The sequence below is a fragment of the Pseudomonas palleroniana genome (assembly GCF_022836895.1).
Lineage (GTDB): Bacteria > Pseudomonadota > Gammaproteobacteria > Pseudomonadales > Pseudomonadaceae > Aquipseudomonas > Aquipseudomonas palleroniana.
The window spans coordinates 22721-49152 of record NZ_CP092411.1; the positions used below are offsets into that span (position 1 = coordinate 22721).

28 protein-coding genes and 1 pseudogene are annotated in these 26432 nt (G+C 60.6%); 25 read left to right on the top strand and 4 right to left on the bottom strand.

All coding sequences use genetic code 11. The features are described 5' to 3' along the window. Nucleotide 1 precedes the first annotated feature (1 nt). The 8 genes from MJP36_RS00080 (at nt 2) to MJP36_RS00115 (ending at nt 8652) form a co-directional block, all read left to right on the top strand. Complete coding sequence (locus tag MJP36_RS00080; protein ID WP_016972721.1) at nt 2–703, top strand: SPOR domain-containing protein; 702 nt, start codon at nt 2–4, stop codon at nt 701–703. Nucleotides 704–944: 241 nt separating this feature from the next. Continuing rightward, on the top strand, nt 945–1475 hold the full coding sequence (gene hslV / locus MJP36_RS00085; RefSeq protein WP_003171209.1) for an ATP-dependent protease subunit HslV: 531 nt from the start codon (nt 945–947) through the stop codon (nt 1473–1475). Nucleotides 1476–1512: 37 nt separating this feature from the next. After that, nucleotides 1513–2850: an ATP-dependent protease ATPase subunit HslU gene (gene hslU / locus MJP36_RS00090; RefSeq protein ID WP_060755212.1), complete on the top strand. Its 1338-nt coding sequence runs from the start codon at nt 1513–1515 to the stop codon at nt 2848–2850. Nucleotides 2851–2998: 148 nt separating this feature from the next. Beyond that, entirely contained in the window at nt 2999–3376 is a 378-nt protein-coding gene (locus MJP36_RS00095; RefSeq protein ID WP_053253945.1) for a gamma-butyrobetaine hydroxylase family protein, read from the top strand. Nucleotides 3377–3624: 248 nt separating this feature from the next. Next, a complete protein-coding gene (gene phaC, locus MJP36_RS00100; RefSeq protein WP_060754546.1) occupies nt 3625–5304 on the top strand; it encodes a class II poly(R)-hydroxyalkanoic acid synthase in 1680 nt (559 codons plus the stop codon). 82 nt (nt 5305–5386) lie between these two features. Beyond that, entirely contained in the window at nt 5387–6232 is an 846-nt protein-coding gene (gene phaZ, locus MJP36_RS00105) for a poly(3-hydroxyalkanoate) depolymerase (protein WP_060754547.1), read from the top strand. Between the two features lie 89 nt (nt 6233–6321). Beyond that, a complete protein-coding gene (gene phaC / locus MJP36_RS00110; RefSeq protein WP_244384560.1) occupies nt 6322–8004 on the top strand; it encodes a class II poly(R)-hydroxyalkanoic acid synthase in 1683 nt (560 codons plus the stop codon). Nucleotides 8005–8031: 27 nt separating this feature from the next. Beyond that, a complete protein-coding gene (locus MJP36_RS00115) occupies nt 8032–8652 on the top strand; it encodes a TetR/AcrR family transcriptional regulator (protein WP_060754549.1) in 621 nt (206 codons plus the stop codon). A 17-nt stretch (nt 8653–8669) separates the two neighbouring features. On the opposite strand, the gene MJP36_RS00120 is transcribed toward MJP36_RS00115, so the two are convergent. Next, nucleotides 8670–9365, bottom strand: a complete 696-nt coding sequence (locus MJP36_RS00120; RefSeq protein ID WP_244384561.1) for a response regulator transcription factor — start codon at nt 9363–9365, stop codon at nt 8670–8672. A 338-nt stretch (nt 9366–9703) separates the two neighbouring features. Here MJP36_RS00120 and MJP36_RS00125 point away from each other — a divergent pair, with 338 nt between their 5' ends. The 7 genes from MJP36_RS00125 (at nt 9704) to MJP36_RS00155 (ending at nt 17216) form a co-directional block, all read left to right on the top strand. Further along, nucleotides 9704–10285 (top strand): fimbrial protein, encoded by a 582-nt coding sequence (locus MJP36_RS00125; protein WP_090367290.1) that lies wholly within the window; start codon nt 9704–9706, stop codon nt 10283–10285. 80 nt (nt 10286–10365) lie between these two features. Beyond that, nucleotides 10366–11142, top strand: coding sequence for a fimbrial biogenesis chaperone (locus tag MJP36_RS00130; RefSeq protein ID WP_244384563.1), 777 nt, complete (start codon nt 10366–10368; stop codon nt 11140–11142). A gap of 8 nt (nt 11143–11150) precedes the next feature. Next, a complete protein-coding gene (locus MJP36_RS00135) occupies nt 11151–11918 on the top strand; it encodes a fimbrial biogenesis chaperone (RefSeq protein WP_060754552.1) in 768 nt (255 codons plus the stop codon). A gap of 138 nt (nt 11919–12056) precedes the next feature. Next, nucleotides 12057–14624, top strand: coding sequence for a fimbria/pilus outer membrane usher protein (locus tag MJP36_RS00140; protein WP_244384565.1), 2568 nt, complete (start codon nt 12057–12059; stop codon nt 14622–14624). A gap of 56 nt (nt 14625–14680) precedes the next feature. Next, nucleotides 14681–15622 carry a fimbrial protein gene (locus MJP36_RS00145; RefSeq protein ID WP_244384567.1) on the top strand — a complete coding sequence of 314 codons (942 nt, stop codon included), beginning with the start codon at nt 14681–14683 and terminating at the stop codon, nt 15620–15622. Between the two features lie 18 nt (nt 15623–15640). Further along, nucleotides 15641–16168 (top strand): fimbrial protein, encoded by a 528-nt coding sequence (locus tag MJP36_RS00150; protein WP_060754555.1) that lies wholly within the window; start codon nt 15641–15643, stop codon nt 16166–16168. Nucleotides 16169–16259: 91 nt separating this feature from the next. Continuing rightward, nucleotides 16260–17216 carry a fimbrial protein gene (locus MJP36_RS00155; RefSeq protein WP_244384570.1) on the top strand — a complete coding sequence of 319 codons (957 nt, stop codon included), beginning with the start codon at nt 16260–16262 and terminating at the stop codon, nt 17214–17216. 67 nt (nt 17217–17283) lie between these two features. Here MJP36_RS00155 and MJP36_RS00160 read toward each other — a convergent pair whose 3' ends face one another. From MJP36_RS00160 to MJP36_RS00170, 3 genes are all read right to left on the bottom strand, one after another. Beyond that, nucleotides 17284–18219, bottom strand: a complete 936-nt coding sequence (locus tag MJP36_RS00160) for a phasin family protein (RefSeq protein WP_244384571.1) — start codon at nt 18217–18219, stop codon at nt 17284–17286. Nucleotides 18220–18231: 12 nt separating this feature from the next. Continuing rightward, entirely contained in the window at nt 18232–18654 is a 423-nt protein-coding gene (locus MJP36_RS00165) for a phasin family protein (protein ID WP_060754558.1), read from the bottom strand. Between the two features lie 104 nt (nt 18655–18758). Next, complete coding sequence (locus MJP36_RS00170; protein WP_060754559.1) at nt 18759–19034, bottom strand: polyhydroxyalkanoic acid system family protein; 276 nt, start codon at nt 19032–19034, stop codon at nt 18759–18761. A 144-nt stretch (nt 19035–19178) separates the two neighbouring features. On the opposite strand from MJP36_RS00170, the gene ubiE reads away from it, so the two are divergent. The 10 genes and pseudogenes from ubiE to MJP36_RS27995 all read left to right on the top strand — a co-directional run. Then, entirely contained in the window at nt 19179–19949 is a 771-nt protein-coding gene (gene ubiE / locus MJP36_RS00175; RefSeq protein ID WP_060754560.1) for a bifunctional demethylmenaquinone methyltransferase/2-methoxy-6-polyprenyl-1,4-benzoquinol methylase UbiE, read from the top strand. Continuing rightward, nucleotides 19949–20572, top strand: coding sequence for a ubiquinone biosynthesis accessory factor UbiJ (locus tag MJP36_RS00180; RefSeq protein WP_104995295.1), 624 nt, complete (start codon nt 19949–19951; stop codon nt 20570–20572). Before ubiE ends, MJP36_RS00180 begins: the two co-directional genes overlap by 1 nt. Continuing rightward, nucleotides 20569–22173, top strand: coding sequence for a ubiquinone biosynthesis regulatory protein kinase UbiB (ubiB, locus tag MJP36_RS00185; protein WP_244384572.1), 1605 nt, complete (start codon nt 20569–20571; stop codon nt 22171–22173). The genes MJP36_RS00180 and ubiB overlap by 4 nt, the downstream gene beginning before the upstream one ends. 41 nt (nt 22174–22214) lie before the next feature. Beyond that, a complete protein-coding gene (hisI, locus tag MJP36_RS00190) occupies nt 22215–22607 on the top strand; it encodes a phosphoribosyl-AMP cyclohydrolase (protein ID WP_090367312.1) in 393 nt (130 codons plus the stop codon). 2 nt (nt 22608–22609) lie between these two features. Beyond that, nucleotides 22610–22942 (top strand): phosphoribosyl-ATP diphosphatase, encoded by a 333-nt coding sequence (locus tag MJP36_RS00195; protein ID WP_090367314.1) that lies wholly within the window; start codon nt 22610–22612, stop codon nt 22940–22942. 25 nt (nt 22943–22967) lie between these two features. Next, nucleotides 22968–23246, top strand: coding sequence for a twin-arginine translocase TatA/TatE family subunit (locus MJP36_RS00200; RefSeq protein ID WP_244384574.1), 279 nt, complete (start codon nt 22968–22970; stop codon nt 23244–23246). A gap of 10 nt (nt 23247–23256) precedes the next feature. After that, nucleotides 23257–23658, top strand: coding sequence for a Sec-independent protein translocase protein TatB (gene tatB / locus MJP36_RS00205; protein ID WP_060754565.1), 402 nt, complete (start codon nt 23257–23259; stop codon nt 23656–23658). After that, a complete protein-coding gene (gene tatC / locus MJP36_RS00210) occupies nt 23655–24446 on the top strand; it encodes a twin-arginine translocase subunit TatC (protein WP_060754566.1) in 792 nt (263 codons plus the stop codon). Before tatB ends, tatC begins: the two co-directional genes overlap by 4 nt. Beyond that, nucleotides 24443–25150, top strand: a complete 708-nt coding sequence (locus tag MJP36_RS00215; protein ID WP_104995294.1) for a 16S rRNA (uracil(1498)-N(3))-methyltransferase — start codon at nt 24443–24445, stop codon at nt 25148–25150. The genes tatC and MJP36_RS00215 overlap by 4 nt, the downstream gene beginning before the upstream one ends. A 97-nt stretch (nt 25151–25247) precedes the next feature. Next, nucleotides 25248–26258, top strand: a pseudogene (locus tag MJP36_RS27995) (methyl-accepting chemotaxis protein); the annotation flags it as partial. Nucleotides 26259–26432: the final 174 nt, after the last annotated feature.

Below are 26432 nucleotides of genomic sequence, written 5' to 3' on the forward strand. Positions count from 1 at the left end.
GTTGGCTGCCAAGAAAAAACCCGCCCCCAAGCGCGGCGCCAGCCGCTACCAGGCTCCGGCGAAGAAACCTATTCCGGGTTGGCTGTGGATGGCCATCGGCCTGGCGGTCGGTGCGTTTGTCGTGATCCTGATGAAGCTGGAGCCGGGCAAAGGCGATGACGTAAAACGCGTCAAGCAAGAGCAGCAGAAGGCCACGAAAATAGCCGAAGCCAACAAGACGGCGCCGAGCCCGACCGCACCGGTGAAGCCAAAGTACGACTTCTACACGCTGCTGCCGGAATCGGAAGTGATCGTGCCGCCCGACGCCGTGCCGGAGAAAACCCTGCCGACGCCACAAGTGCCGACCACCCCGGTAACGCCTGCGGAAGCGGCGAAGATCGACACCGCACGCGCCCAGGCCGCGCTGGCCGGCATCACCCCGCCACCGCCGCCACCGGTCGCCACCACCAAGGCCGCGCCGGTGACCAAGTTCTTCCTGCAGGCGGGCTCGTTCCCGAAACAGGCGGATGCCGATCGCGTGCGTGCACAGATCATTCTGTTGGGCCAGGCGGTGACGGTAGAGTCCGGCACGGTGAAGGATGCGACCTGGTATCGCGTGCTGGTAGGCCCGTTCAGCAACCGTGAGCAACTGACCGTGGCACAGAAGCAATTGGCTGGCGCCGGGTTTAGTAACCTGCTGTTACAACAACGCCAGAGCCGCTGATCAAGAATGTGGGAGGGGGCTTGCTCCCGATAGCGGTGTATCAGTACCAGATTTGCTGGCTGATCCATTGCCATCGGGGGCAAGCCCCCTCCCACATTTGCTTTTGCAGTGTTCTCGAGTGTGCGTCAGACCAATAAACACCACTCGTCCGCCACACCCCCCTACGGTTGAAATCCTCCTCGTCACCCCCATATGAGTTTCCATCAGGGCATTTTCGCCCCGCTGCGTGGAGACTCTCCCCTTGACCACCATCGTTTCAGTACGTCGCCACGGCAAAGTCGTCATGGGCGGCGACGGCCAGGTTTCCCTGGGTAATACCGTGATGAAAGGCAACGCGAAGAAAGTGCGCCGCCTGTACCACGGCCAGGTTCTCGCAGGCTTTGCCGGCGCTACCGCCGATGCCTTCACCCTCTTCGAGCGCTTCGAAGGCCAGCTGGAAAAACACCAGGGCCATCTCGTTCGCGCCGCCGTCGAACTCGCCAAAGAATGGCGCACCGACCGCTCCCTCAGCCGCCTGGAAGCCATGCTGGCCGTTGCCAACAAAGACGCGTCCCTGATCATCACCGGTAACGGCGATGTGGTTGAGCCTGAACATGGCCTGATCGCCATGGGTTCCGGTGGCGGCTACGCCCAGGCGGCAGCCAGCGCACTGCTGAAGAAAACCGACCTGTCGGCCCGGGAAATCGTCGAAACCGCCCTGGGTATCGCCGGCGATATCTGCGTGTTCACCAACCACAACCAGACCATTGAGGAGCAGGACCTCGCCGAGTAAGCCGCAGGCTTACTTGCGCTTGAGGCCGCCAAACACTATGTCCATGACTCCCCGCGAAATCGTCCATGAACTTAACCGCCATATCATCGGCCAGGACGATGCCAAGCGCGCCGTTGCCATTGCGCTGCGTAACCGCTGGCGCCGGATGCAACTGCCCGAAGAACTGCGCGTTGAAGTAACGCCGAAGAACATCCTGATGATCGGCCCGACCGGCGTCGGTAAAACCGAGATCGCCCGTCGCCTGGCCAAGTTGGCCAACGCCCCCTTCATCAAGGTCGAAGCCACCAAGTTCACCGAAGTGGGCTATGTGGGCCGCGACGTCGAGTCGATCATTCGTGACCTGGCCGACGCGGCCTTGAAGCTGCTGCGCGAGCAGGAGATGACCAAGGTCAGCCATCGTGCCGAAGACGCCGCCGAAGAGCGCATCCTCGACGCGCTGCTGCCGCCGGCACGCATGGGTTTCAACGAAGACGCCGCACCGGCCTCGGACTCCAACACGCGCCAGCTGTTCCGCAAGCGCCTGCGTGAAGGCCAACTGGACGACAAGGAAATCGAGATCGAAGTCGCCGAAATCTCCGGCGTCGACATCTCGGCCCCGCCTGGCATGGAAGAAATGACCAGCCAGTTGCAGAACCTGTTCGCCAATATGGGCAAGGGCAAGAAGAAAAGCCGCAAGCTCAAGGTGAAGGAAGCACTGAAACTGGTGCGCGACGAAGAAGCCGGTCGCCTGGTGAACGAGGAAGAACTCAAGGCCAAGGCCCTGGAAGCCGTCGAGCAGCACGGTATCGTGTTTATCGATGAGATCGACAAGGTGGCCAAGCGCGGTAACGCGGGCGGTGTCGATGTATCCCGCGAAGGTGTACAGCGCGACCTGCTGCCGCTGATCGAAGGCTGCACCGTGAACACCAAGCTGGGGATGGTCAAGACCGACCACATCCTGTTTATCGCTTCCGGTGCTTTCCACCTGAGCAAACCCAGCGACCTGGTGCCGGAGCTGCAAGGCCGCCTGCCGATTCGCGTGGAACTCAAGGCACTGACGCCGGGCGACTTCGAACGCATTCTCAGCGAGCCGCATGCCTCGCTCACCGAGCAGTACCGTGAGTTGCTGAAAACCGAGGGCCTGGGGATCGAGTTCCAGCCGGACGGCATCAAGCGCCTGGCCGAAATCGCCTGGCAGGTCAACGAGAAGACCGAGAACATCGGTGCGCGCCGCCTGCATACGCTGCTGGAGCGTTTGCTGGAAGAAGTGTCCTTCAGTGCGGGTGACCTGGCCGGTGCGCAGAACGGCGAGCTGATCAAGATCGACGCCGACTACGTCAACAGCCACTTGGGCGAACTGGCGCAGAACGAAGACTTGTCGCGCTACATCCTGTAGACCCAGCTCAGGACTGCTTTGCTTTATTGTGGGAGGGGGCTTGCTCCCGATAGCGGTGTATCAGTATCAGATAAACTGACTGAGGCACCGCTATCGGGAGCAAGCCCCCTCCCACATTTTGAGGCCGGTTCATTCAGGATCATCTTCCATGTCCAAATTCCCGACTGCTGTAAACCTGCACAAGACCTCCAACACCCTCGGCCTCACCTACGGGCCCGATGAGGTCTATCAGTTGCCCGCCGAACTGCTGCGTACCCACTCGCCTTCCGCAGAGGTCCAGGGCCACGGCAAACCCATCCTGCAATTCGGCAAACTCAACGTGCGCCTGATCAAGGTAGAGCCGGCCGGGCAGTACGCACTGAAATTGACCTTCGATGACGGCCATGACAGCGGACTGTTCACTTGGGACTACCTCTACCAACTGGCTGTACGCCAGGAAGCACTGTGGGCCGATTATCTGGCGGAACTCAAAGCCGCCGGGAAAACCCGCGACCCGAGTGAGTCGGTCGTGCGGCTGATGCTCTAGCTCAGGCCTGCGGCTCTTTAGAGAGCATTTTCTAATTCCATCTGCTTGAATGCCCTGTCTCGTGGCCAACGATTGGCCCGCTTGCGAAAAAAATTAAACTCGGGTAACCAATGGAACTGGCAAGTTCCCTGCATTTGACGATGCGGTATCAACGGTCACCCGAGTCGCGTACCTGGCTTGTGTTGTGTATCGAAACCTGGTGCACAGCGGTACCCGGTACTCGTCTTTCGGACAATGGAGCGTCGTAGATGAGTAACAAGAACAACGATGACTTGAAACGCCAGGCCTCGGAAAACACCTTGGGGCTGAACCCGATCATCGCGTTACGCAAAAAGGATTTATTGGCCTCGGCGAAGATGGTGTTGACCCAAGCCATCAAGCAACCGTTGCACAGCGTCAAACACGTCGCCCATTTCGGCGTTGAATTGAAAAACGTGATGTTCGGCAAATCCCAACTGGCGCCCGAGAGCGACGACCGTCGCTTCAACGACCCGGCCTGGAGCCAGAACCCACTCTATAAACGCTACCTGCAAACCTACCTGGCGTGGCGCAAGGAACTGCACGACTGGATCGGCGACAGCAACCTGTCCGAACAGGACATCAGCCGCGGCCACTTCGTGATCAACCTGATGACCGAAGCCATGGCCCCCACCAACAGCGCGGCCAACCCGGCGGCGGTCAAACGCTTCTTTGAAACCGGCGGCAAAAGCCTGCTCGACGGTCTTTCCCATCTCGCCAAAGACCTGGTGCACAACGGCGGCATGCCGAGCCAGGTCAATATGGGCGCTTTCGAAGTGGGCAAGACCCTGGGCACCAGTGAAGGCGCGGTGGTGTTTCGCAACGATGTGCTGGAGCTGATCCAATACAAGCCGATCACCGAGCAAGTGCACGAGCGCCCTCTGTTGGTGGTGCCGCCGCAGATCAACAAATTCTATGTCTTCGACTTGAGCCCGGATAAGAGCCTGGCGCGCTTTTGCCTGCGCAATGGCCAGCAGACGTTCATCGTCAGTTGGCGCAACCCGACCAAGGCCCAGCGCGAATGGGGCCTGTCCACCTACATCGAGGCGCTCAAGGAAGCGGTGGATGTGGTTACGGCGATCACCGGCAGCAAGGACGTCAACATGCTGGGCGCCTGCTCCGGCGGCATCACCTGCACCGCCCTGCTCGGCCATTACGCGGCACTGGGGGAGAAGAAGGTCAACGCCCTGACCCTGTTGGTGAGCGTGCTGGACACCGCCCTGGACACCCAGGTGGCGCTGTTCGTCGACGAACAGACCCTGGAAGCGGCCAAACGCCACTCCTACCAGGCCGGCGTGCTGGAAGGCCGCGACATGGCCAAGGTGTTCGCCTGGATGCGCCCCAATGACCTGATCTGGAATTACTGGGTCAACAACTACCTGCTGGGCAACGAGCCTCCCGTGTTCGACATCCTGTTCTGGAACAACGACACCACGCGCTTGCCCGCCGCGTTCCACGGCGACTTGATCGAACTGTTCAAGAACAACCCACTGGTGCGCGCCAACGCACTGGAAGTGTGCGGCACGCCGATTGACCTCAAGCAGGTCACCGCGGATATCTACGCACTGGCCGGCACCAACGACCACATCACACCGTGGCAGTCGTGCTACAAGTCGGCGCAGCTGTTTGGTGGCAAAGTCGAATTTGTGCTGTCCAGCAGCGGGCATATCCAGAGCATCCTCAACCCGCCGGGCAACCCCAAGGCGCGCTACCAGACCAGCGACAGCCTGACCGGCAAGGCTCTGGACTGGCAGGAGAATGCGACCAAGCACACCGACTCCTGGTGGCTGCATTGGCAGGGTTGGCTGGCAGACCGGGCAGGCAAACTGAAGAAGGCCCCGACAGCGCTCGGAAATAAAACCTACGCCGCGGCGGAAGCGGCGCCGGGCACCTACGTACATGAACGCTAGATTGAAATGAGATCAAATGTGGGAGGGCGCTTGCCCCCCACATTGGCTGCACTCCAGAGACACCACTTCACAGGGCTTGAGCATGCCGCAACCGTTCATCTTCCGTACCATCGACCTGGACGGCCAGACCATCCGCACGGCGGTACGCCCGGGCAAGCCTCACTTGACGCCGCTGCTGATCTTCAATGGCATCGGCGCCAACCTCGAGCTGGTGTTTCCGTTCGCCCAGGCGCTGGACCCGGACCTGGAAGTGATCGCCTTCGACGTGCCTGGAGTGGGAGGGTCTTCAACGCCCAGCGTGCCCTATCGCTTTCCCGGCCTGGCCAAGCTCACCGCACGAATGCTCGATTACCTCGACTATGGCCAGGTCAATGTGGTGGGTGTGTCCTGGGGCGGGGCGCTGGCGCAGCAATTTGCCTACGACTACCCGGAGCGCTGCAAGAAACTGATCCTGGCGGCCACGGCGGCGGGTGCGGTCATGGTGCCGGGTAAGCCAAAAGTGTTGTGGCTGATGGCCAGCCCGCGCCGTTACATCCAGCCATCCCACGTAGTACGCATCGCGCCAATGATTTATGGCGGTTCATTCCGTCGCGACGCCAAACTCGCCGCCGAACATGCCAGCAAAGTGCGCTCGGCCGGCAAACTGGGTTACTACTGGCAGCTGTTCGCCGGCCTGGGTTGGACCAGCATCCATTGGCTGCACAAGATCCGCCAACCGACCCTGGTACTGGCGGGGGACGACGACCCGCTGATCCCGCTGGTCAATATGCGCCTGCTGGCCTGGCGCATCCCCAACGCACAGTTGCACATCATCGATGACGGCCATCTGTTCCTGATCACTCGGGCCGAAGCCGTGGCGCCAATCATCATGAAGTTTCTCGAGGAGGAGCGCCTGCGCGCGGTGATTCATCCGCGCCCCGCGGTGTAAGGACCACACCGCCGCGCAACTTCCCAGGAACCGACTATGGTTCTGAATTGGCGTGCCTGCTTGATGACTTGACCAAGGAGTGTTGGCTCATGCGAGAAAGACCCGTGTCGAACCCGGCGCCCACCCCCGCTGCGTTCATTAACGCGCAAAATGCGATCACCGGTCTCAGGGGACGAGACCTGCTGTCGACCTTGCGCAGCGTGGCGGCCCACAGCTTGCGCAACCCGCTGCATACCGCCCGTCATGCCCTGGCATTGGGTGGCCAGTTGGGGCGCGTGCTGCTGGGCGAAACCGTGCACGAGCCCAACCCCAACGACAGCCGCTTCATCGACCCCACCTGGAAGCTCAACCCGCTCTACCGGCGCAGCCTGCAAGCCTACCTGAGCTGGCAACAGCAGACGCGCCACTGGATCGATGACAGCCACCTGAGTGCCGATGACCGCGCCCGCGCGCACTTTGCCTTTTCCTTGATCAATGACGCCGTTTCACCCTCCAACACCCTGCTCAACCCACTGGCCGTCAAGGAACTGCTGAACTCCGGAGGCAACAGTGTGGTGCGCGGTGTGAGCAACCTGTTCGAAGACCTGCTGCACAACAATGGCCTGCCGCGCCAGGTGAGCAAGCACGCCTTCGAAGTGGGCAAGACGGTGGCCACTACGCCGGGCTCGGTGGTGTTTCGCAACGAGCTGCTGGAGCTGATCCAGTACAAGCCCTTGAGCGAAAAACAGTACGCCAGGCCGCTGTTGATCGTGCCGCCGCAGATCAACAAGTACTACATCTTCGACTTGAGCCCCGGCAACAGCTTTGTGCAGTACGCCCTGAAGAACGGTTTGCAGACGTTCATGATCAGCTGGCGCAACCCGGATGTGCGCCATCGCGAATGGGGCCTGTCCACCTACGTGGCGGCCCTGGAGGAAGCGCTCAATGTGTGCCGGGCAATCACCGGGGCCCGAGAGGTCAACCTGATGGGTGCCTGCGCCGGTGGCCTGACCATTGCCGCCCTGCAAGGCCACTTGCAGGCCAAGCGCCAGCTACGGCGCATCTCCAGCGCCACTTACCTGGTCAGCCTGCTCGACAGCCAGATCGATAGTCCCGCTACCCTGTTTGTCGATGAGCAAACCCTGGAGGCCGCCAAACGCCACTCCTATCAACAGGGCGTGCTGGACGGTCGTGACATGGCCAAGGTGTTCGCCTGGATGCGCCCCAACGATCTGATCTGGAACTACTGGATCAACAACTACCTGCTGGGCAAGGAGCCACCGGCCTTCGACATCCTGTACTGGAACAACGACAACACGCGCCTGCCTGCGGCGCTGCACGGCGACCTGCTGGATTTCTTCAAGCACAACCCGTTGAGCCACCCCGGCGGCCTGGAAGTGTGTGGCACGCCGATCGATTTACAGAAGGTCACGGTGGACAGCTTCAGCGTGGCCGGGATCAACGACCACATCACCCCCTGGGACGCGGTGTATCGCTCGACTCAATTGCTGGGCGGCGAGCGACGCTTCGTACTGTCCAACAGCGGGCATATCCAGAGCATCCTCAACCCGCCGGGCAACCCCAAGGCCAACTACGTCGAGAACGCCAAGCTGAGCAGCGACCCACGCGCCTGGTATTACGACGCCAACCACGTCGAAGGCAGTTGGTGGCCGCAATGGCTGGAGTGGATTACGCAGCGTTCGGGCGTGCAACACGAAACCCTCACGGCCCTGGGCAACCAGAACTACCCACCGATGGAAGCGGCGCCGGGCACTTATGTGCGGGTGCGCTGAGCTCTACGAACTCATTAAGAAGACTGGATGAAGACCCGCGACCGTATCCTTGAATGTGCCCTGCAATTGTTCAACCGCAAGGGCGAGCCCAACGTGTCGACCATGGAGGTGGCCAATGAAATGGGGATCAGCCCCGGCAACCTCTACTACCACTTCCACGGCAAGGAGCCGCTGGTGCTCGGGCTGTTCGAACGCTTTCAGTGTGAGCTGGCGCCGCTGCTCGATCCACCCGCGAACGCGCAACTGGAGGCCGAAGATTACTGGCTGTTCCTGCACCTGATCGTCGAGCGCATGGCGCACTACCGCTTTCTGTTCCAGGACCTGTCGAACCTCGCCGGGCGCCTGCCGAAGCTGGCCAAGGGCATTCGCAGCCTGCTTACGGCACTCAAGCGCACCCTGGCTTCACTGCTGGCACGGTTGAAAGCGGCGGGACAGTTGGTCAGCAGTACCCAGGCGCTGGGCCAGTTGGTGGAACAAATCACCCTGACCCTGTTGTTTTCCCTCGATTACCAGCGAGTTCTCGATCGCGAAGGTGAAGTGCAGGTGGTGGTCTACCAGATCATGATGCTGGTGGCGCCACACTTGTTGGCACCGGCCCGCCAGGCGACGGAACAGTTCGCTCTGCGCTATCTGGACAACCCGGGTTAAGGCTGGGCAGCCACGGCCTATCCTGGCTTGCCAAACTGTTGAGTGAACTTGAAAAGTTCGCTATCGGTCTTGATGCCCAATTTCCGATAGGCCGATTGTTTTTGCGTACTGATAGTACTGGCGCTGCGCGAAAACTTTGCCGCAATTGAACTCACCGACATGCCATCGAGAAAGCAACGCAGCACCTCCTGTTCTTTGGGTGTGAGGCTGGCATTAGTCGGGAGCGAACCGCCCCCGCCCAGCGTTGATGATATATCGCCCCCATCAAAAATAAGTTGGGCGCCTTGCTGTTCCGGCAACATGCAGGGCTGCAGGTAAATTCGCCCTTGGGCGACTGTTCGAATCGCTGCAACCAACTCCGTCAACTTCTGGGTTTTGCCCAATACTCCCCAACTTCCGGCCTTCAACGTCATTAACACCGTTGCCGGTGTGTAGTGGGATGACAAGACGATGGGTTTGCACTGCTTGAAACGTCGGCTCAGGGTCTGGATCAGGCTGAGGCCATCGATGTCTGAAGGCCCCAGGATAAAATCCATCACCACCACATCAGCAGGCCGCCGGGCAAGCGCCTCCAATAATTCCTTGCCTGTGCCGAAGGAACCGATGACCTCAAGGTCGACTTCCTTGCTCAGGCCCAGCTCGATCCCCTGCCTAACCATCTCATGATCATCAAGCAACATGATGGTGTACGTACTGGAAGTTGATGTAGGCATCGAAAAACCCGATCTTGTGAGTACTGCTCATTACAAAAACTCGCCGGTCATTATGATCACGGTATATCCCAGCCGCACCGCAGGTTCAATCAATAACAATAATAAGGATTTCTCTTACATTCCCAACTTACAGCGCAATCTTACAAGTAGCCGTCAATACAACTATTTGGATTCTAAATACAAAATTTCGAACAATCACGAGGCCAATATCGTTACTTCTCTATAGGCAGCATCGACGGTTCCGGCCGATTATTTGTAGGCCTCGCCAACTTGGAGCGTTTTTAAACAAAGCCCAAGTGTGCGAGGCCAATCCCAGATAATTCATGCTTGGAAATACTATGAAATTCAACGCTCTCTCTTCCGCTGCAACTGCCCTTGCATTGGCTGCCGCCGTATCGCAAACCGCCTACGCCGCCAATGACGGCACCATCAATTTCACCGGACTGGTGAACGACACGACGTGCACCATCGAAGGCGCGGCGCCGGGTACCGGTGCCGTGGTCAAGGACGTAAACCTGGGGGGTGTTTCTGCTGCACGCCTGGCGCGACCGGGTGATCGCGCCAACCTGACCGGCTTCACCATCCGTATTGGCGCACCCGGCGAAGGCAGTTGCACCAACGGCCGCACCGCCATGGTTGCGTTCGACCCCACCAGCCCGGCCATCGACGTGGCGACCGGGCGCTTGAACATCGATGGCTACGACAACCCTGAAGACTCCGCCAACGCCAAGAACGTACAGGTTGAAGTGACCAACCGGAATGGCACGCCCATTAACGTTTACACCGAAAAATCGGAGGGCGTCGTCATCGCCGATAACCAGGCCGTCATCCCGCTGGCCGCGCAAATGTACGCCACCGCCCCGGCCACCGAAGGTACGGTCAAGACACGCGTCGGCTTTATGGTCGTGTACGCCGATTAAGGAGCCGGCAGGCCAAGTAGGTAACGGACTTGCAGCGCCCCTGCAGGTCCCTCCCTGGATTCGAAGAGACGTTGGACACTATGAAAACAATGGCTCGCCTCGCGCTGGCCACCTGTGCTGTTGGATGGTTATCGCTGCAAGCGATTCCCGCCCATGCAGGGGTGATTATTTATGGCACTCGCGTGATCTTCCCCGCCGAACAGCAGGAGGTTGTCGTGCGCCTCGAGAACAAAGGCGATCGCCCGGCGCTGGTGCAAACCTGGCTGGACACGGGCGATCTGCGCTCGACACCGGCGACGGCACAAACACCGTTTACCTTGTCACCGCCGATCTTCCGCATTGAGCCTCATCAACAGCAGGCATTGCGCCTGCGCTACTCCGGCGACACACCGCCCACCGACCGCGAAAGCCTGTACTGGCTGAACGTGCTGGAAGTGCCCCCGGTGAGCGCCGGTGCCGAGCAAAACAACCAGATCGAACTGGCGTTCCGTACTCGCCTGCGCGTGTTCCTGCGCCCCCAATCATTACCCTATCCGGTGGGCAGTGCCCCGGCAAAACTGCAGTGGAAGCTGGTAGCCCGGGACCAGGGCTATGCGCTGCAAGCGACCAACCCGACGCCGTACCATATTTCCCTGACCACCGTTGACTTGCTCAGCGAGGGTAAACGCTTCAGCAAAGCGCCGAACCAGGCAGCCAACGATGGCCTGCTGCTGCCGGCCGGAGACGTGAAACTGTTTGCGCTGCCGCAACTGCATGAGCGTCCCCGTAGTGCCGCCAAGGTCGAGTTCACCACCGTCAGCGACTTCGGTGCCCGAGTACGTCACTCGGCAAACCTTGCCCCTTCAACTACCCGATGACTCACCCCATGAACCTAACCTCTATTTCACAGCGGCTCTTGCAGCTCATGGTATTGGCATTCGCACTGCTGGGCACCGCCCTCGCGCACGCCAGCGTTGTCATCAACAACACGCGGATCATCTACCCGCAGAACGACAAAGAGGTGACGGTCAGGCTTGAAAGCAAAAACCAGGCACCGGTGTTGATTCAGGCCTGGCTGGACAGCGGCGACGAACACTCCACGCCGGACCTTGCCGGCATCCCCTTTATCGCCACGCCGCCGATCTTCCGCATGGAACCCGGAAAGCAACAGGTTCTGCGCCTGGCCTACACCGGCGAAAGCTTGCCGGCGAAACAGGAAAGCCTGTTCTGGTTCAACCTGCTGGAAGTACCCGCACAAACACGGGACGCCCAGCAGGGCAACCAGCTGCAGCTCGCCTTCCGGTCGCGGATCAAGCTGTTTTTCCGCCCGCCGAACCTGCCTTATGGCGTCGACGCTGCGCCGGGCAAACTGCAATGGCGGCGCGAATCCACCGAGCAGGGCCAGGTTCTGGAAGTCTACAACCCCACCCCTTATCACGTGACGTTCGAGGAGATTGAAGTGCTGGAGTCAAACCTGCGTCATGCACGCAAGGCCTCGACATCCGGCGCCGAGAACATGGTGGCCCCTGGCGCTCGCAACCGCTTTGAAGTGCCCAGTCTCAAGTCAGCACCGGGCCGCGCAACAACCGTGGAATTCCAGACGCTCGACGACTTTGGGGTAAAGACCTCTCATCGCGCCAAGCTCCTGATGTGAGCGACGAAGCCTGCCGAGCACCGTAGCCGCCCGACCCGCTCCTCACCTCACTGAACACACCCGTTTGATGCCCATTTTTCAGGGCAGGGCTTCCCCTTGCCCGAATTCGGACAGCACCTATTTTTGGAAATGGTAAAGATGAGTTTGAACACGCCTGTCAGCGCAAGACCCAGGTCCCTGACACGTCATTGGTTGACGCACACGGCGCGTTGCCTGTTACTGCTGAGCGGTGCCCAAGCCCTCAACGCCCACGCGGTCGAGAATGTCGAGTTCAATCCGGCCTTCTTCCCGGATGGCGCGGGCGGCCAGCAAGTTGATATTTCAAAATTCAGCCAGGGCAACGTTGTACTCCCCGGCAGCTACCGCAGCGACGTCTACCTCAACGGCCAGTGGATAGGCCGTGAAACCCTGGACTTCATCGCGGTCAAGGGCCAGGACTCTGCGCATATGTGCCTGGAGCGAGACGCGCTGCTCAGGTTTGGTATCGACCTGGACGCGCCGCAGAAGCAACCGGCCGAAGCCGGTCAGACGCCCACCCCGACATTTGCTCGCTGTGCCGACATTTCCGCCTACCTGCCGGGCAGCACCAGTCAATTCGATTCGGGCGAAAACCGCCTGACGCTGCAGGTGCCACAGATCTATCTGGCGCGTAAGGCGCGTGGCTATGTTGACCCCAAGCATTGGGACAGTGGGGTCGATGCGGCCTTTGCGCGCTACAACGCCAACACCTTTGCCACCCGCACCAACGGTCGCTCGCTCAACTCCCATTACCTTGGCCTGAACACCGGGCTCAACCTGGGTGACTGGCACTGGCGTCACAACGGCAGCTTCAGCCAGACCGACACCGCCTCGGGCTATCAAAGCAGCAGCACCTATGTGCAACGCGAACTCAACCCACTGCGTTCACAGCTGATGCTGGGCGAGATCTACACCCCAGGCGAGCTGTTCGACAGCGTACGCCTGCGCGGTGCCAGCCTGTTCAGCGATGACCGCATGCTGCCGGACTCCATGACCGGTTTTGCACCGGTGGTACGCGGCATCGCCCAGACCAACGCCCGGGTCACGGTGCGCCAGCGCGGCGTGCTGCTCGATGAGGTGTCTGTCGCTCCCGGCCCATTTGTCCTCAACGACCTGTTCCCCACCGGTTATGGCGGCGACCTGACCGTCACGGTGACCGAAGCCGACGGCCGTCAGCGCGAATTCATCGTGCCCTTTGCCGCCAATGCCAACCTGCTGCGCGCGGGCCACACTCGCTACTCGCTGAGTGTCGGCGTGCTGGATGAAATCGGCCTGCGCCATCCACCGACCCTGGCCCAGGCCACCTACCAGAACGGGCTCAACAACCTGCTCACCGCCTACATGGGCGCGGTCGTCAGCGAGGACTATCTGTCGCAGTTGTTGGGCGCAGCGTTCAACACGCCGGTTGGCGCACTGTCGCTTGACCTGACCACATCGAGAGCCGCCCTGCCGGGCCATGAACCGCGTGGCGGACAAAGCTTGCAGTTACGCTACAGCAAGAATTTCACCGACACCGGAACGCACTTTGCCCTCGGCGCCTACCGTTACTCCACCGAAGGTTTCCTGAGCATCGCCGACGCGGCACGGGTGCGTGACCTCGCCATCGACGGGCGCAGCCTGGACAACCTGTCGCGCCTGCGCGACAGGATGGACATCAGCCTTAACCAGAGCCTGGGCAACGGCTCGGTGTACCTCACCGGTTCCTCGCAAAACTACTGGAACCGCGCCAGCGGCAACCTGACCTTTACTGCCGGTTACACCAATAGCTGGAAGGGCCTGCACTACACCGTCAGTGCCCAGCGCACCAAGGATTTGCTGAGTGACAGGGTCGACAAGCAACTGGAACTGACCGTGAGCCTGCCACTGGGCAGCGACCCTCGCTCACCGACCTTGACCACGACGGCCTTTCGCGGCAATCAAAGCAGCGGCGAACGCGTGAACCTTGGCGGCACACTGGGCGAGCGTAGCGAATTCACCTACGGCGTGGGAGGCAGCCGCACCCAAGGCAGCGGTAACTCCGTGACCGCCGACGTGAAGTACCAGGCCAGCCACGGCGTGCTGTCCGCAGGTTATGGCCAGAGCAACACCTACCGCGCCATGTCACTGGGCATGACCGGTGGCGTCGTCGCCCACGCAGACGGCGTGACCTTCGCTCCGGAGCTGGGCGACACCATCGGCATCGTCCAGGCAGCGGACGCCCAGGGAGCGCGGATCAACGGCAACCATGGCGCCCAGGTCGGCAAGCAGGGTTTTGCCGTGGTGCCCCACCTCACGCCCTATCGCCAGAACGTGGTCGAGCTGGACCCCAAGGACCTGTCGGTCGACGTGGAACTCAAGACCGCCGCGCAAAACGTAGCGCCCCGTGCAGGCTCGGTGGTGAAGCTGCAGTTCGACACAGTCAGCGGCCAAGCCGTGCTGATCACAGCGTTGCGAGAGGATGGCAGCCTGCTGCCGTTCGGCTCGGATGTGTTCGATGAAGACGGTGCCAGCGTGGGGATCGTCGGCCAGGGCGGCAAGGCGTTTGTACGCGTAGCGCGTGACCAGGGGCTGTTGACCGTCAAGTGGGGGAGCCGTGACGAAGCGTCTTGCCGGCTGCAATACGGCCTGGACAAGGCATCGGGAGGGAGCGCCACGCAGCGGTTGCGCCATCTGGATGCCGGCACTTGCACGGCCAATACAAGCGGTTGATCCGGCGAGCGCGCATGTCGCGCCCAAACGCTCTATTTCCGAGGACGGGACTGACGATGAAACACCCTACCCTGCTGGTTTCGACACTGCTGGCCCTTGGCATACCGGTCGCCGCCCAGGCGAGGTGTGACCGATTCCAGAACGATACGTTTACCTTGAACCTGCCGGCGACCATCACCGTGCCGGACAGCCTGCCGGTTGGCAGCGTCATCACTCGCGTGGCTTTCAATGGTACGGCACCCGACTACTTTGCCGAGTGCAGCGTTGCCACCCATAGCGGGGTCTGGGGTCGATATACCCGGCTGCAACACCCGGGGACTGACGCTTACCACACAGAAGTTGCAGGGGTAGGCCTGCGTATCACGATGACCTGGGCCGGCGGCGGAGGCCCGGCAGCCTTTGCACTTTATGACCAAGGCTACCAACAGGTGTACGGGAAGATCCCCAGCTTCACCTCAGCGGAGGCCACCTTCTACAAAATCGGCGCGGTGACCACCGGGACAATCCCCAGCGGAAGGTTCTGGGAAAAACACTGGGTCATCACTCCAGAGCGGTTTCAACTGCAACTCGCCAGCCCGGTCCGCTTCGTCAGGCCTGCGGCCACTTGCGACCTGGCAGCCGGCGACGTCAACCGCACCATCACGCTTCCGTCCATCCAAGTCAGTGCCTTGAAAGACGAGGTCTACGCCGGCGCACAGAACTTCGACCTGACAGCCAACTGCACCGATGCAGGCAACGTCACGTTCAGTATCACCGGCACTCCCGCCCCCGGGAACGACTTGCTGTTCGCCAACACCGGCACCGCCGCGGGTGTAGCGCTGTGGCTGTACTCACGCATCAACGGCGTCCCACAGACCCTTAGCAACCATGGCACGCGCACGCTGGTGGTTACCGGCAATCGCGCAATCCTGCCGCTCGGTGCGGCTTACCACAAAAACGGCACGGTCAGTTCGGGCACGCTCGCCAGTACTGCCACCGTCAACATCACCTACAACTGAAATAACAAGGACTACCTGATGAGCTTTCGAACCCTGCCCATAGCACTGGCAATCACCGCAAGCCTGGCTGCCAATGCCGCACACGCCGCGACCACGGGCACCCTCAACTTCCGGGGCCAGGTCAACGCCGGTACCTGCAACCTCGCCGCTGGCGATGTGAACCGCACCATTACCCTGCCAACGGTCAAAATATCTGACTTTGATTCGGTCAATTTCACAGGAGCGCACAACTTTGAAATTTCCGCCGACTGCGAATCGGACATTCGCAACGTAGTTTTCCTGTTTGCCGGCACCGTTTCCGCCGGCAACGGGCTGTTGTTTGCCAACACCGGCACTTCAGCCGGGACGGCTTTGTGGCTTGCACACCGCGCCGCCCCCCACACCACAATCCCCGCCAACGGCACTCCCGCCCAACGCAGCCGAACGATACCGACCAGCGGCAACAAAGCGGTTCTGCCACTTCAGGTCGCCTACCATAAAACCGGTGTGCCTATCACCCAAGGCACCCTGGTCAGCGCCGTGACGGTGTCCATCACTTACAACTGACGAAGGTCTGGCATCCCTCCAACCTTGATCACGGCACTGCGTGAACTGTGGACCACCAGTGCCGACGCCTATTTCGTCACGAGAACAGAAGATGAAGCACGGTTTCAAATCTCTTTGCGTATTGCTGGGCCTCGGTTTGCCAGTCGCCGCCCAGGCGGCCTGCGATCGCTACCCCAACACGCAACACAGTGTGACCTTTCCCAGTACCATTACCGTGCCGGAAAGCCTTGGCATCGGCCAACTGATCACCAGCCAGACATTTACAGGGCCCTACCCGACGTTTTATATGAATTGCCACTCGCCGACCCCGACGTTTCTCACAGGGCGGTTCACGTCCGCAATCTCGGCGCCGGGAGGGCTCATTTATCACACGAATGTTCCTGGCATCGGCATGCGCGTCATGGTCACGCTGACCTCCGGCGCGCCCTATTCCGCCAAGCTCATGACCGAAAGCCTCGTCTCGGCTCCTGGAAGGATTCTATGGGGGGCTACCCGGCTGGTTGCACAGTTTTACAAGCTGGGGCCGGTGACAACCGGCACTTTGCCTAGCGGTGAAATCCAGCATAACAACTGGGATGGAGGCAGAGGCCATTACCGGATGATCCTCAATACCTCCATACGCTTCGTCAATCCCGCGTCTACCTGCGACCTGGCCGTTGGCGATGTGAATCGCACGATAATCTTGCCCACCGTCAGGGTTTCCGACTTCAACCACGCCAACTCCACCGGAGTGCATCCCTTCGAACTGACCGCCCACTGCGAACCTGGGATCAGGAATGTGAGCTTCCTGTTCTCGGGTACGCCGTCAACCGGGAACGGCGCGCTGTTCGCCAATATGGGAACCTCAAGAGGAACGGCGCTCTCGCTGTCCCACCGCAACGTCGCGTACATTCCCGCCAATGGGTCTGCGGCCCAACGCACCCGCCAGATCCCGACAAGCGGCGCGAGAGCGGTGTTACCCATGAACGCGGAGTATCACAAAACCGGGGCCGCGATCACTCCAGGAACCCTGGTCAGTACCGCAATCGTTTCCATCGCTTACGACTGATGAAGTTTGAGCGCGCATAAAAAATGCCCGACCTTTTCAGGCCGGGCATTTTCAGGTCCCGGTAAAATCAGGACTGACTGGATGGCGTCGGCGTGGCCGGCGTTGCAGTCGTAGTTGTAGCAGCAGACGCCGGCGCGGAAACCGAGTTGGCGGTGGAGGCGGTTGACGCTGGTGCCGTGGCAGGCTTGGCCGCGACTGCCGGCTTGGGCGCTGCTGGTTTCTTCGCTACGGCCGGCTTTTTAGCGGCGGCGGGTTTGGCCGCCGGCTTGGCAGCGGGTTTGACGGCTGCCGGTTTGGCGGCAGGTTTGGCGGCAGCGGTTTTAGTCGCGGGCTTGGCGGCCGGTTTTGCGGCGGCCTTGGCGGCGGGTTTAGCGGCAGGCTTGGCAGCGGCTTTAGCGGCCACGGGCTTGGCGGCAGGCTTGGTGGCTGGTTTTGCCGCGGCGGTTTTGGCGGCGGGTTTGGCCGCTGCTTTTACCGGGGCCTTGGCGGCAGGTTTGGCGGCGGCTTTTACCAGAGGCTTGGCGGCCGTTTTCGCCGCAGGCTTGGCCGCTGCAGTTTTAGCGACAGGCTTGGCAGCCGGTTTGGCGGCTGCGGTTTTCGCCGGAGCCACTTTCGCGCCGGTGAGTTTTTCGATTTGCTTGGTCAGGGTATCGACCTTGCTGTGCAGCGTCTTCAGTTCTGCTTTGCTGGGGACACCCAGCCGAGAAATGGCACTGTTCAGACGCTTGTCGAACGTTTCTTCCAACTTGCCCCAAGTATCAGAAATACTGGACTTGGCGGAGCCGGCAGTGGCCTTGGCCGCCTCGACTTTCTTACCTACGGTGGTCTTGGTCAACTTCTCGGCCTTCTCGCCGTCTTTAACCAGGGTCTCGAAGTATTTACCGCCGTCACTGCTAACCTTCGAGTACACGCCTAAACCAGCAAGCCAGATCTTACGGGAATATTTTTCAACCTCCCCGATCCACGAGCTGCCTTCTTTCTGAGTTTTCTTTTGAACAGCCATCCCGTTGTCTCCTTAATGTTTACGCGCGACACGTTCGAGCAATGCCGTCAGCTCTTCGAGCTTAGCAGAGAGTGTCTCAACGTCATGTTTAGACGCAATGCCAATCCGATTCAAGGCACTTGCAACACGCGTGTCAAAGGCTTTTTCAACTTTATCCAGTTGAACTTCCACCAGGCCTTTGACGCTGGAGACATTACTCTTTACTTGGTCAATCTGACTGTTGGCAGCATCAAGTTGTTCAACCACAACTTTTTTGCCTTTACTTTCAACATGTTGACCGGTCTTAACCAGCTCTTTGAAGTACTCGCTGCCCTCGCTGCCGACCTTGGCATACGCACCAAGACCCGCCAGCCAGATCTTGCGGGCATAGCTTTTAACGTCACTCAGGGCAGTGGACTGTACGTCGTTTTTTTTCTTCAAAATAACTTTGGCCATGGTGCACCTCACGCAAAATAGGGTGGAGGAACAGCCCACAGGAGTTGAGGGCCTGGGCACAAAGTAGGGAGAAAAATTAGAATCGGCACCCTAAGCGCGGTGAATCAAGCCAGCGCCTTATCCAGCGCCTTCTCGATTTCGGACTTGATAGTGCCACTCATGGCGGACATCAACAGGCCCAGTTCCACATCAATGCGCAGCGATTCATCAGCCACTAATACAGTGCCTTTAACCCCCGAGCGCTTGAGGTTCAAGGTATCGCCGGACCATGAAGGTTCCAGGCCATATTGCTCCTTGAGCTTGTGCGCCAACTTCTCGGCCTTCGCCCGCGCGCCCTCTTTACCCAAGGTGTGGGCACGTTCAACGGTAATACGGGCCATTGCAATGACTCCTCTTTATAGCGAGTGGAACACCTGCCATGCGGCAAAAGGTCTCGGTGACCGCCTATCTTACCTTCAGCCTTGCCAAGACAAAGCAGGTCATGGGGATTATCATGTCCCGCATTCTCTTTTGGTGACAGCGATATGACTGATCAGCGCAAAGGCAGCGATGCCGAACCCACCACTCACTTCGGTTTCAAGAACGTCCCGGAAAGCCAGAAAGCGGAAAAAGTCGCTGAGGTGTTCCACTCCGTGGCCGCCAAGTACGACCTGATGAACGACGTGTTGTCGGGCGGCATGCACCGCCTGTGGAAACGCTTCACCATCGAACTGTCGGGCGTACGCGCCGGCAACCGTGTGCTGGACATCGCCGGCGGCACGGGCGACCTGGCGGCCAAGTTCTCCAAGCTCGTCGGCCCCACCGGCCAGGTGGTACTGGCGGACATCAACGGTTCGATGCTCAAGGTCGGTCGCGATCGCCTGCTGGATAAAGGCGTGGCCGGAAATATCGAATTCGTCCAGGCCGACGCCGAAAAACTGCCGTTCCCGGATAACCATTTCGACTGCGTGACCATCGCCTTCGGCCTGCGCAACGTCACCCACAAGGAGGACGCGATCCGCTCCATGCTGCGCGTGCTCAAGCCGGGTGGTCGCCTGTTGGTGCTGGAGTTCTCCAAGCCGACCAACGCGCTGATGTCCAAGGTCTACGACACCTACTCCTTCGCCTTCATGCCGTTGATGGGCAAGCTGATCACCAATGACGCCGAGAGTTATCGTTACCTGGCCGAATCGATCCGCATGCACCCCGACCAGGAAACCCTGAAGTCGATGATGGTGGAGGCCGGTTTCGACCGCGTGACCTACCACAACATGACCTCGGGTATCGTCGCCCTGCACCGCGGCATCAAGCCCTGATGTTGTTCGCCGGTCTTCTCGCCAGCGTGGAACACGGCATCAACCGTGTCTTGCGCCTGGACAGCACCGCCCTGGCGCGGCTCGCGCACCTCAACGGCAAGATCATTGCCGTCGACTGCCGCAGCCCCGCCTTGCAGTTGTTTATCCTGCCCGGCGATGAAGGCTTGCTGCTCGCCAGCCACTGGGCCGCCGAGGCCGACTGCACCCTGCGGGCGCCGGCGTCGAGCCTGTTGCACCTGGCCTTGAGCCGCAACAAGACCGCCATCCTCCACAGTGCCGAAGTGGAACTGGAAGGCGACAGTGCGGTGCTGATGGACTTGGCCGCCGTGCTGCAAGACCTGGAACTGGACTGGGAATACGAGCTGTCGCGCTGGATCGGCCCCGTCGCCACCCAGTTGATCAGCGGGCACCTGCGCAGCCGCTCGCGCTGGTACCAGCAAGGGTTCGCCAGCCTCAACCAGAACCTTGCCGAATACCTGAGCGAAGAATCGCGCACCCTGGTCGGGCAACGGGAAGCGCAAGCGCGCTTTCGTGAACTCGACAAGGCCAAAATCGACCTGGAACGCCTCGAGGCCCGCTTCGAGCGCCTGAGCCGTTCCCTTGATCCAAGCGATAACGCATGAAGCTGCTCGCCGTCCGCCGTCTGTTTCGTATCCAGCGCGTCGTAGCCCGCTACCGCCTCGATGACCTGCTGTTTGCCCTGCCCCTGCCGTGGTTTCTTCTGGCAGTACGCTATGTGCTGCCGTGGCGCTGGCTGCCGCGCAAGCAGCTGGAACTGAGCCGTGGTGCACGCCTGCGCCTGGCGCTGCAGGACCTGGGGCCGATCTTCATCAAGTTCGGGCAGATCCTCTCCACCCGCCGCGACCTGCTGCCGGAAGACATCGCCGACGAACTGATGCTGCTGCAGGACCGCGTCCCGCCGTTCGACTCGCAGCAATCGGTCAAGCTGATCGAAGAACAGCTCGGCAAAAAGATCAGCGAAGTGTTCAGGCGCTTCGACATCGAGCCGCTGGCATCGGCCTCGGTGGCGCAGGTACACGCCGCACAGCTCAAGACCGGTGAAGAAGTGGTGGTGAAGGTGATTCGCCCCGGCCTCAAGCCGATCATTGGCCAGGACCTGGCATGGCTGTTCATCCTCGCCCGCGCCGCCGAGCGTTTCTCCGCCGATGCACGCCTGCTGCACCCGGTAGACGTGGTCGCCGATTACGAAAAAACCATCTACGACGAACTCGACCTGCTGCGTGAAGCCGCCAACGCCAGTCAACTCAAGCGCAACTTCGAAGGCTCGCCCTTGCTGTATGTGCCGCAAGTGTATTGGGACTGGTGCCGTCCCAAAGTACTGGTGATGGAGCGTATCTACGGTGTGCAGGTCACCGACCTCGCGACCCTGGCGGACCAGCGCACCGACATGAAGATGCTCGCTGAACGCGGTGTGAAGATATTCTTCACCCAAGTATTCCGTGACAGCTTCTTTCACGCCGACATGCACCCGGGCAACATCTTCGTCAGCACCGTGAACCCGTGGAACCCACAGTACATTGCGATCGACTGCGGCATCGTCGGCAGCCTGACCCCGGAAGACCAGGACTACCTGGCGCGCAACCTGTTTGCCTTCTTCAAGCGTGACTACCGCCGCGTGGCGCAACTGCACATCGATTCGGGCTGGGTACCGGCGGAAACCAAGCTCAACGAATTCGAAGCGGCGATCCGTACCGTCTGCGAACCGATCTTTGAAAAACCGCTGAAAGATATCTCTTTCGGCCAGGTGCTGATGCGCCTGTTCCAGACCGCGCGGCGCTTCAACATGGAAGTGCAGCCGCAGCTGGTGTTGCTGCAAAAAACCCTGTTGAACATTGAAGGGCTGGGGCGCCAGCTGTACCCAGACCTTGACCTGTGGAACACCGCCCAACCGTTCCTGGAACGCTGGATGCGTGAGCGCGTCAGCCCGAAAACCCTGATCGGCAACCTGCACAGCCAGTTCGAACAACTGCCGCACCTGGCCAACATGACCCGTGACCTGCTGGAGCGCATGTCCCAGCCCCACGCCCATGACCCGGCGCCACCCTGGCAGAAGCGCAAGGACGACTGGTTCCTGCGCCTGTTGGGCGCCGCGCACCTGGTGGGAGGCGTGATACTGGCCATTGGCGGGCCACTGAATGAGTTGGGCCACTGGCCAGCCGGCATCATGGTCGCCGTGGGTGTGTATCTGATCGTGCGTCGATAGCCGATCCGGTTATACACTGTCGCAAATTGCCGGAGCCGAACATGAAAGACTGGTTGGACGAGATCAAGTGGGACAATGACGGCCTGGTACCGGCCATCGCCCAGGACTACAAGACCGGGCGCGTGCTGATGATGGCCTGGATGAACCGCGAGGCCCTGAGCCTCACCGCCGCTGAGCAGCGCGCTATTTACTGGTCACGTTCGCGTGGCAAACTGTGGCGTAAGGGCGAAGAGTCCGGCCATGTGCAAACCCTGCACGAGATACGCCTCGACTGTGACGCCGACGTGGTGATCCTGATGGTCGAGCAGATCGGCAACATCGCCTGCCACACCGGTCGTCACAGTTGCTTCTATCGCGTGTTCGAAGACGGCGAATGGAAAATTGTCGAGCCGGTGCTCAAAGACCCGCACGCCATTTATTCCCCAGGACACTGAACATGAGCGATACCCTGAACCGCGTGGCCCAGGTACTGGAAGACCGCAAGGGCGCGGATGCCGACAGCTCCTATGTCGCCAGCCTGTACCACAAGGGATTGAACAAGATCCTGGAGAAGCTCGGCGAGGAGTCCATCGAAACGATCATCGCCGCCAAGGACGCGCAGATCAGCGGTGATTACAGCGATGTAATCTATGAAACCGCCGACTTGTGGTTCCATAGCCTGGTCATGCTCGCCCAACTGGGGCAGCATCCGCAGGCCGTACTGGATGAACTGGACCGTCGCTTCGGCTTGTCCGGGCACGTCGAAAAGGCCTCGCGCCCGTCCGCCTGAATAACTTTCACAGAGGAATTGCAGCATGGGCATTTTTGACTGGAAACACTGGATCGTCATTCTGGTGGTGGTGGTACTGGTGTTCGGCACCAAGAAACTCAAGAACCTGGGCACCGACGTGGGCGAGTCGATCAAGGGCTTTCGCAAAGCCATGAACGACGACGAAAAACCGACCGACCCGGTCGCCACTCCGGTGCCGCCGGCCCAGCCGGTACATCCGCAGGCCACCCAGCCGATCACCGAGCGTCGGACCTTCGACGTGCAGGCTGAAAAAGTCGAAGAGCCGACCCGCAAAGACTCGTGAGCACTGACTAATGTTTGGTATCAGCTTCTCTGAACTGCTACTCGTCGGCCTCGTGGCGTTACTGGTATTGGGGCCTGAGCGCCTGCCCGGTGCCGCACGCACGGCCGGCCTGTGGATCGGGCGCCTGAAACGCAGTTTCAACGCCATCAAACAGGAAGTTGAACGGGAAATCGGCGCCGACGAGATCCGCCGCCAACTGCACAACGAACACATTCTGTCGTTGGAGCAGGAAGCCCGGAAAATCCTGTCGCCGGTACAGGAGCCGGCCAAGCCGGAGGAGCCTGCGGCCCCGAACAGCATCGCGCCCGCACCCGTTGCACAAGCCACGCCCGCCGCGCCAACCGAGCCTGCGCCGACGCCCGTTGCGTCGCCCGCGCCCCATGACCCTACATTGCCGCCGCGAGCCCCATGAGCGCTGATAAACCGGAAAACGACCAGCACATGCCGCTGGTCTCGCACCTCACCGAGTTGCGCACCCGCCTGCTGCGTTGTGTAGCGGCCATTTTCATCATCTTTGCCGGGCTGTTCGCCTTTACCCAGCAAATCTACACCTTCGTCTCCACGCCTCTGCGCCAGTACCTGCCGGCTGGAGCAACGATGATCGCCACCGATGTGTCGTCGCCGTTCCTCACGCCATTGAAGCTGACCATGATGGTGTCGTTGTTCCTTGCGATCCCGGTGATCCTGCACCAGATCTGGGGCTTCATCGCGCCGGGCCTGTACAAGCATGAGAAGCGCATCGCCGTTCCGTTGCTGGTGTCGAGCATCCTGTTGTTCTACACCGGCATGGCGTTCGCGTATTTCCTGGTGTTCCCGCTGATCTTCAAATTCTTCGCCGCAGCCACGCCGGCCGGCGTGGAGATGATGACCGACATCACCAGCTACCTTGATTTCGTGATGACGCTGTTCTTCGCCTTTGGCGTGGCCTTCGAAATTCCGGTGGCCGTGGTGCTGCTGGTATGGATCGGCGTGGTCGACGTCAAATACCTGAAGAAGATCCGCCCGTACGTGATCATCGGCTGCTTCGTGGTCGGCATGATTCTCACGCCGCCGGACATCTTCTCCCAGACCTTGCTGGCCGTGCCCATGTGGATGCTGTTCGAGATCGGCATCCTGTTCGGCAGCCTGATCAGCAAGCGCGAAGACCAGCCGGATGACCCGCCCGTCGACAACGACCAGCCGCCAGCCACCCAGCCATGAACCTGCTGTTGCTGGAAGAGGCCGACTTTATCGCGGCCGACCGGGTAGTGCTGCGTGATCGGCGCCTGGTGCATATGCAGGAAGTCCACCGCGCTGCGGTGGGCGACAGCCTGCGCGTGGGGCGCATTGGCGGCCTGATGGGCAACGCCCGGCTGTTGCGCCTGGAAACCCGCGAGGCCGAGCTGCAAGTCAGCTTCGACCAGCCCCCGCCGGCCAAACTGCCCCTGACCCTGCTGCTGGCCCTGCCGCGCCCGAAAATGCTGCGCAGGGTGCTGCAAACCGTGGCCGCCATGGGCGTGCCGAAGGTCGTGCTGGTCAACAGCTACCGCGTAGAGAAAAGCTTCTGGCAGACGCCGTTCCTGGAACCTGAAGCGATCCGTGAGCAATTGATCCTGGGGCTGGAACAGGCGCGGGATACGGTGTTGCCCGAGATCATTATCGAAAAGCGCTTCAAGCCGTTCGTTGAAGACCGCTTGCCCGCCATGACCGCAGGCACCCTGGGCCTGATCGGCCACCCCGGCGATTACCCGGCCTGCCCGCGCGGGTTGGATGAGCCGGTGACGCTGGCCATCGGCCCCGAGGGCGGCTGGATTCCCTATGAAGTGGACTTGCTGACCCAGGCCGGCTTGCAACCGGTGCAACTCGGCGCACGTATCCTGCGCGTCGAAACGGCGGTCACCGCTCTGCTCGCCCGCCTGTTCTAACAACGCTCACTACAAACTCCAGTTTTCCTACAGGTATAGCCCGGCCGGCCGATAGCCTTTGAATAAGTCCAAGCCTTGTTCCAAAGGAGATCGCAGCATGTATCGTTGGTTAGCCGAAAAACTGGGGAATGTGAGCGTCAATCGCAAGCTGGGCGTAGGCTTCGGCTTGGTGTTGATCCTGACGCTACTGATCACCTTCACCGGCTGGACCGGCCTGAGCAACGTGACCAGCCGTGGCGACAAACTTGGCTTTATTTCCAGCCTCAACAGCCTGACCAAAGACCTGCGGCTGGCACGCCTGGACTTCGAGATGCGTCGTGGTGAACAAGGTACGGATGCGGTCAATGGCTTGCTCACGCAGTTGGACAGCGGCCTGAAAACCGCTCTGGATCTGATCGAACAGCCTAACGACAAGGCGCTGGTCGAGCAGCAACTGGAGGCCCTGAATCAATACAAAAAAGCCTTCGCCGCCATGGTCCAGGCCGGTCTGAAGCGTGAAGGCGCCCGCAGCCAATTGGGCGACACCGCTGACAACGCCGTGGCCAAGATCAATGAAATCGAAAAAGCCCTGCTGCAAGGCGACAGCGTCACCCAGTTCAATAGCGTGGTGGACTTGAGCAAGCTGATCCAGCAATCGCGCTTCCAGGTTCGCGGCTACACCTACAGCGGCAAGACCGAGGCCGAACAGCCGGCCCTGGATGCCATCGACAACGCCCTGAAAAAAATCAACCAACTGCAAGGCCAATTGCCGGAGCCGTATCAGGCCAACCTGCAAGAAGCAGGCGTGTCGCTGCAAGCCTATCGCGCTGCCGTCAGCCAGTATCGCGACGCCCAGGTTGCCAGCGCGGCGGCCATGGCGACCATGAAGGCCCAAGGCGATATCCTGTTGGGCCATAGCGAAAAGCTCACCACCTCGCAAACGGCAGTGCGTGACGCTGACGTCGTACAGGCCAAACAGCTGTTACTGCTGGCCACCGTGCTGGCGCTGATCTTCGGCATCATCGCCGCCATGGCCATCACCCGCCAAATCGTCATCCCACTGAACCAGACGCTTAAAGTCGCAGAGCGCGTAGCCTCGGGCGACCTGAGCCACAACCTGGACTCGATGCGCCAGGATGAACTGGGCCAGTTGCAACGCGCCATGCAAAGCATGACCGTGGGCCTGCGTGAACTGATCGGCGGCATCAGCGACGGCGTCACGCAAATCGCCAGCGCCGCCGAACAACTGTCGGCCGTGACCGAACAAACCAGCGCCGGGGTCAACAGCCAGAAAGTCGAAACC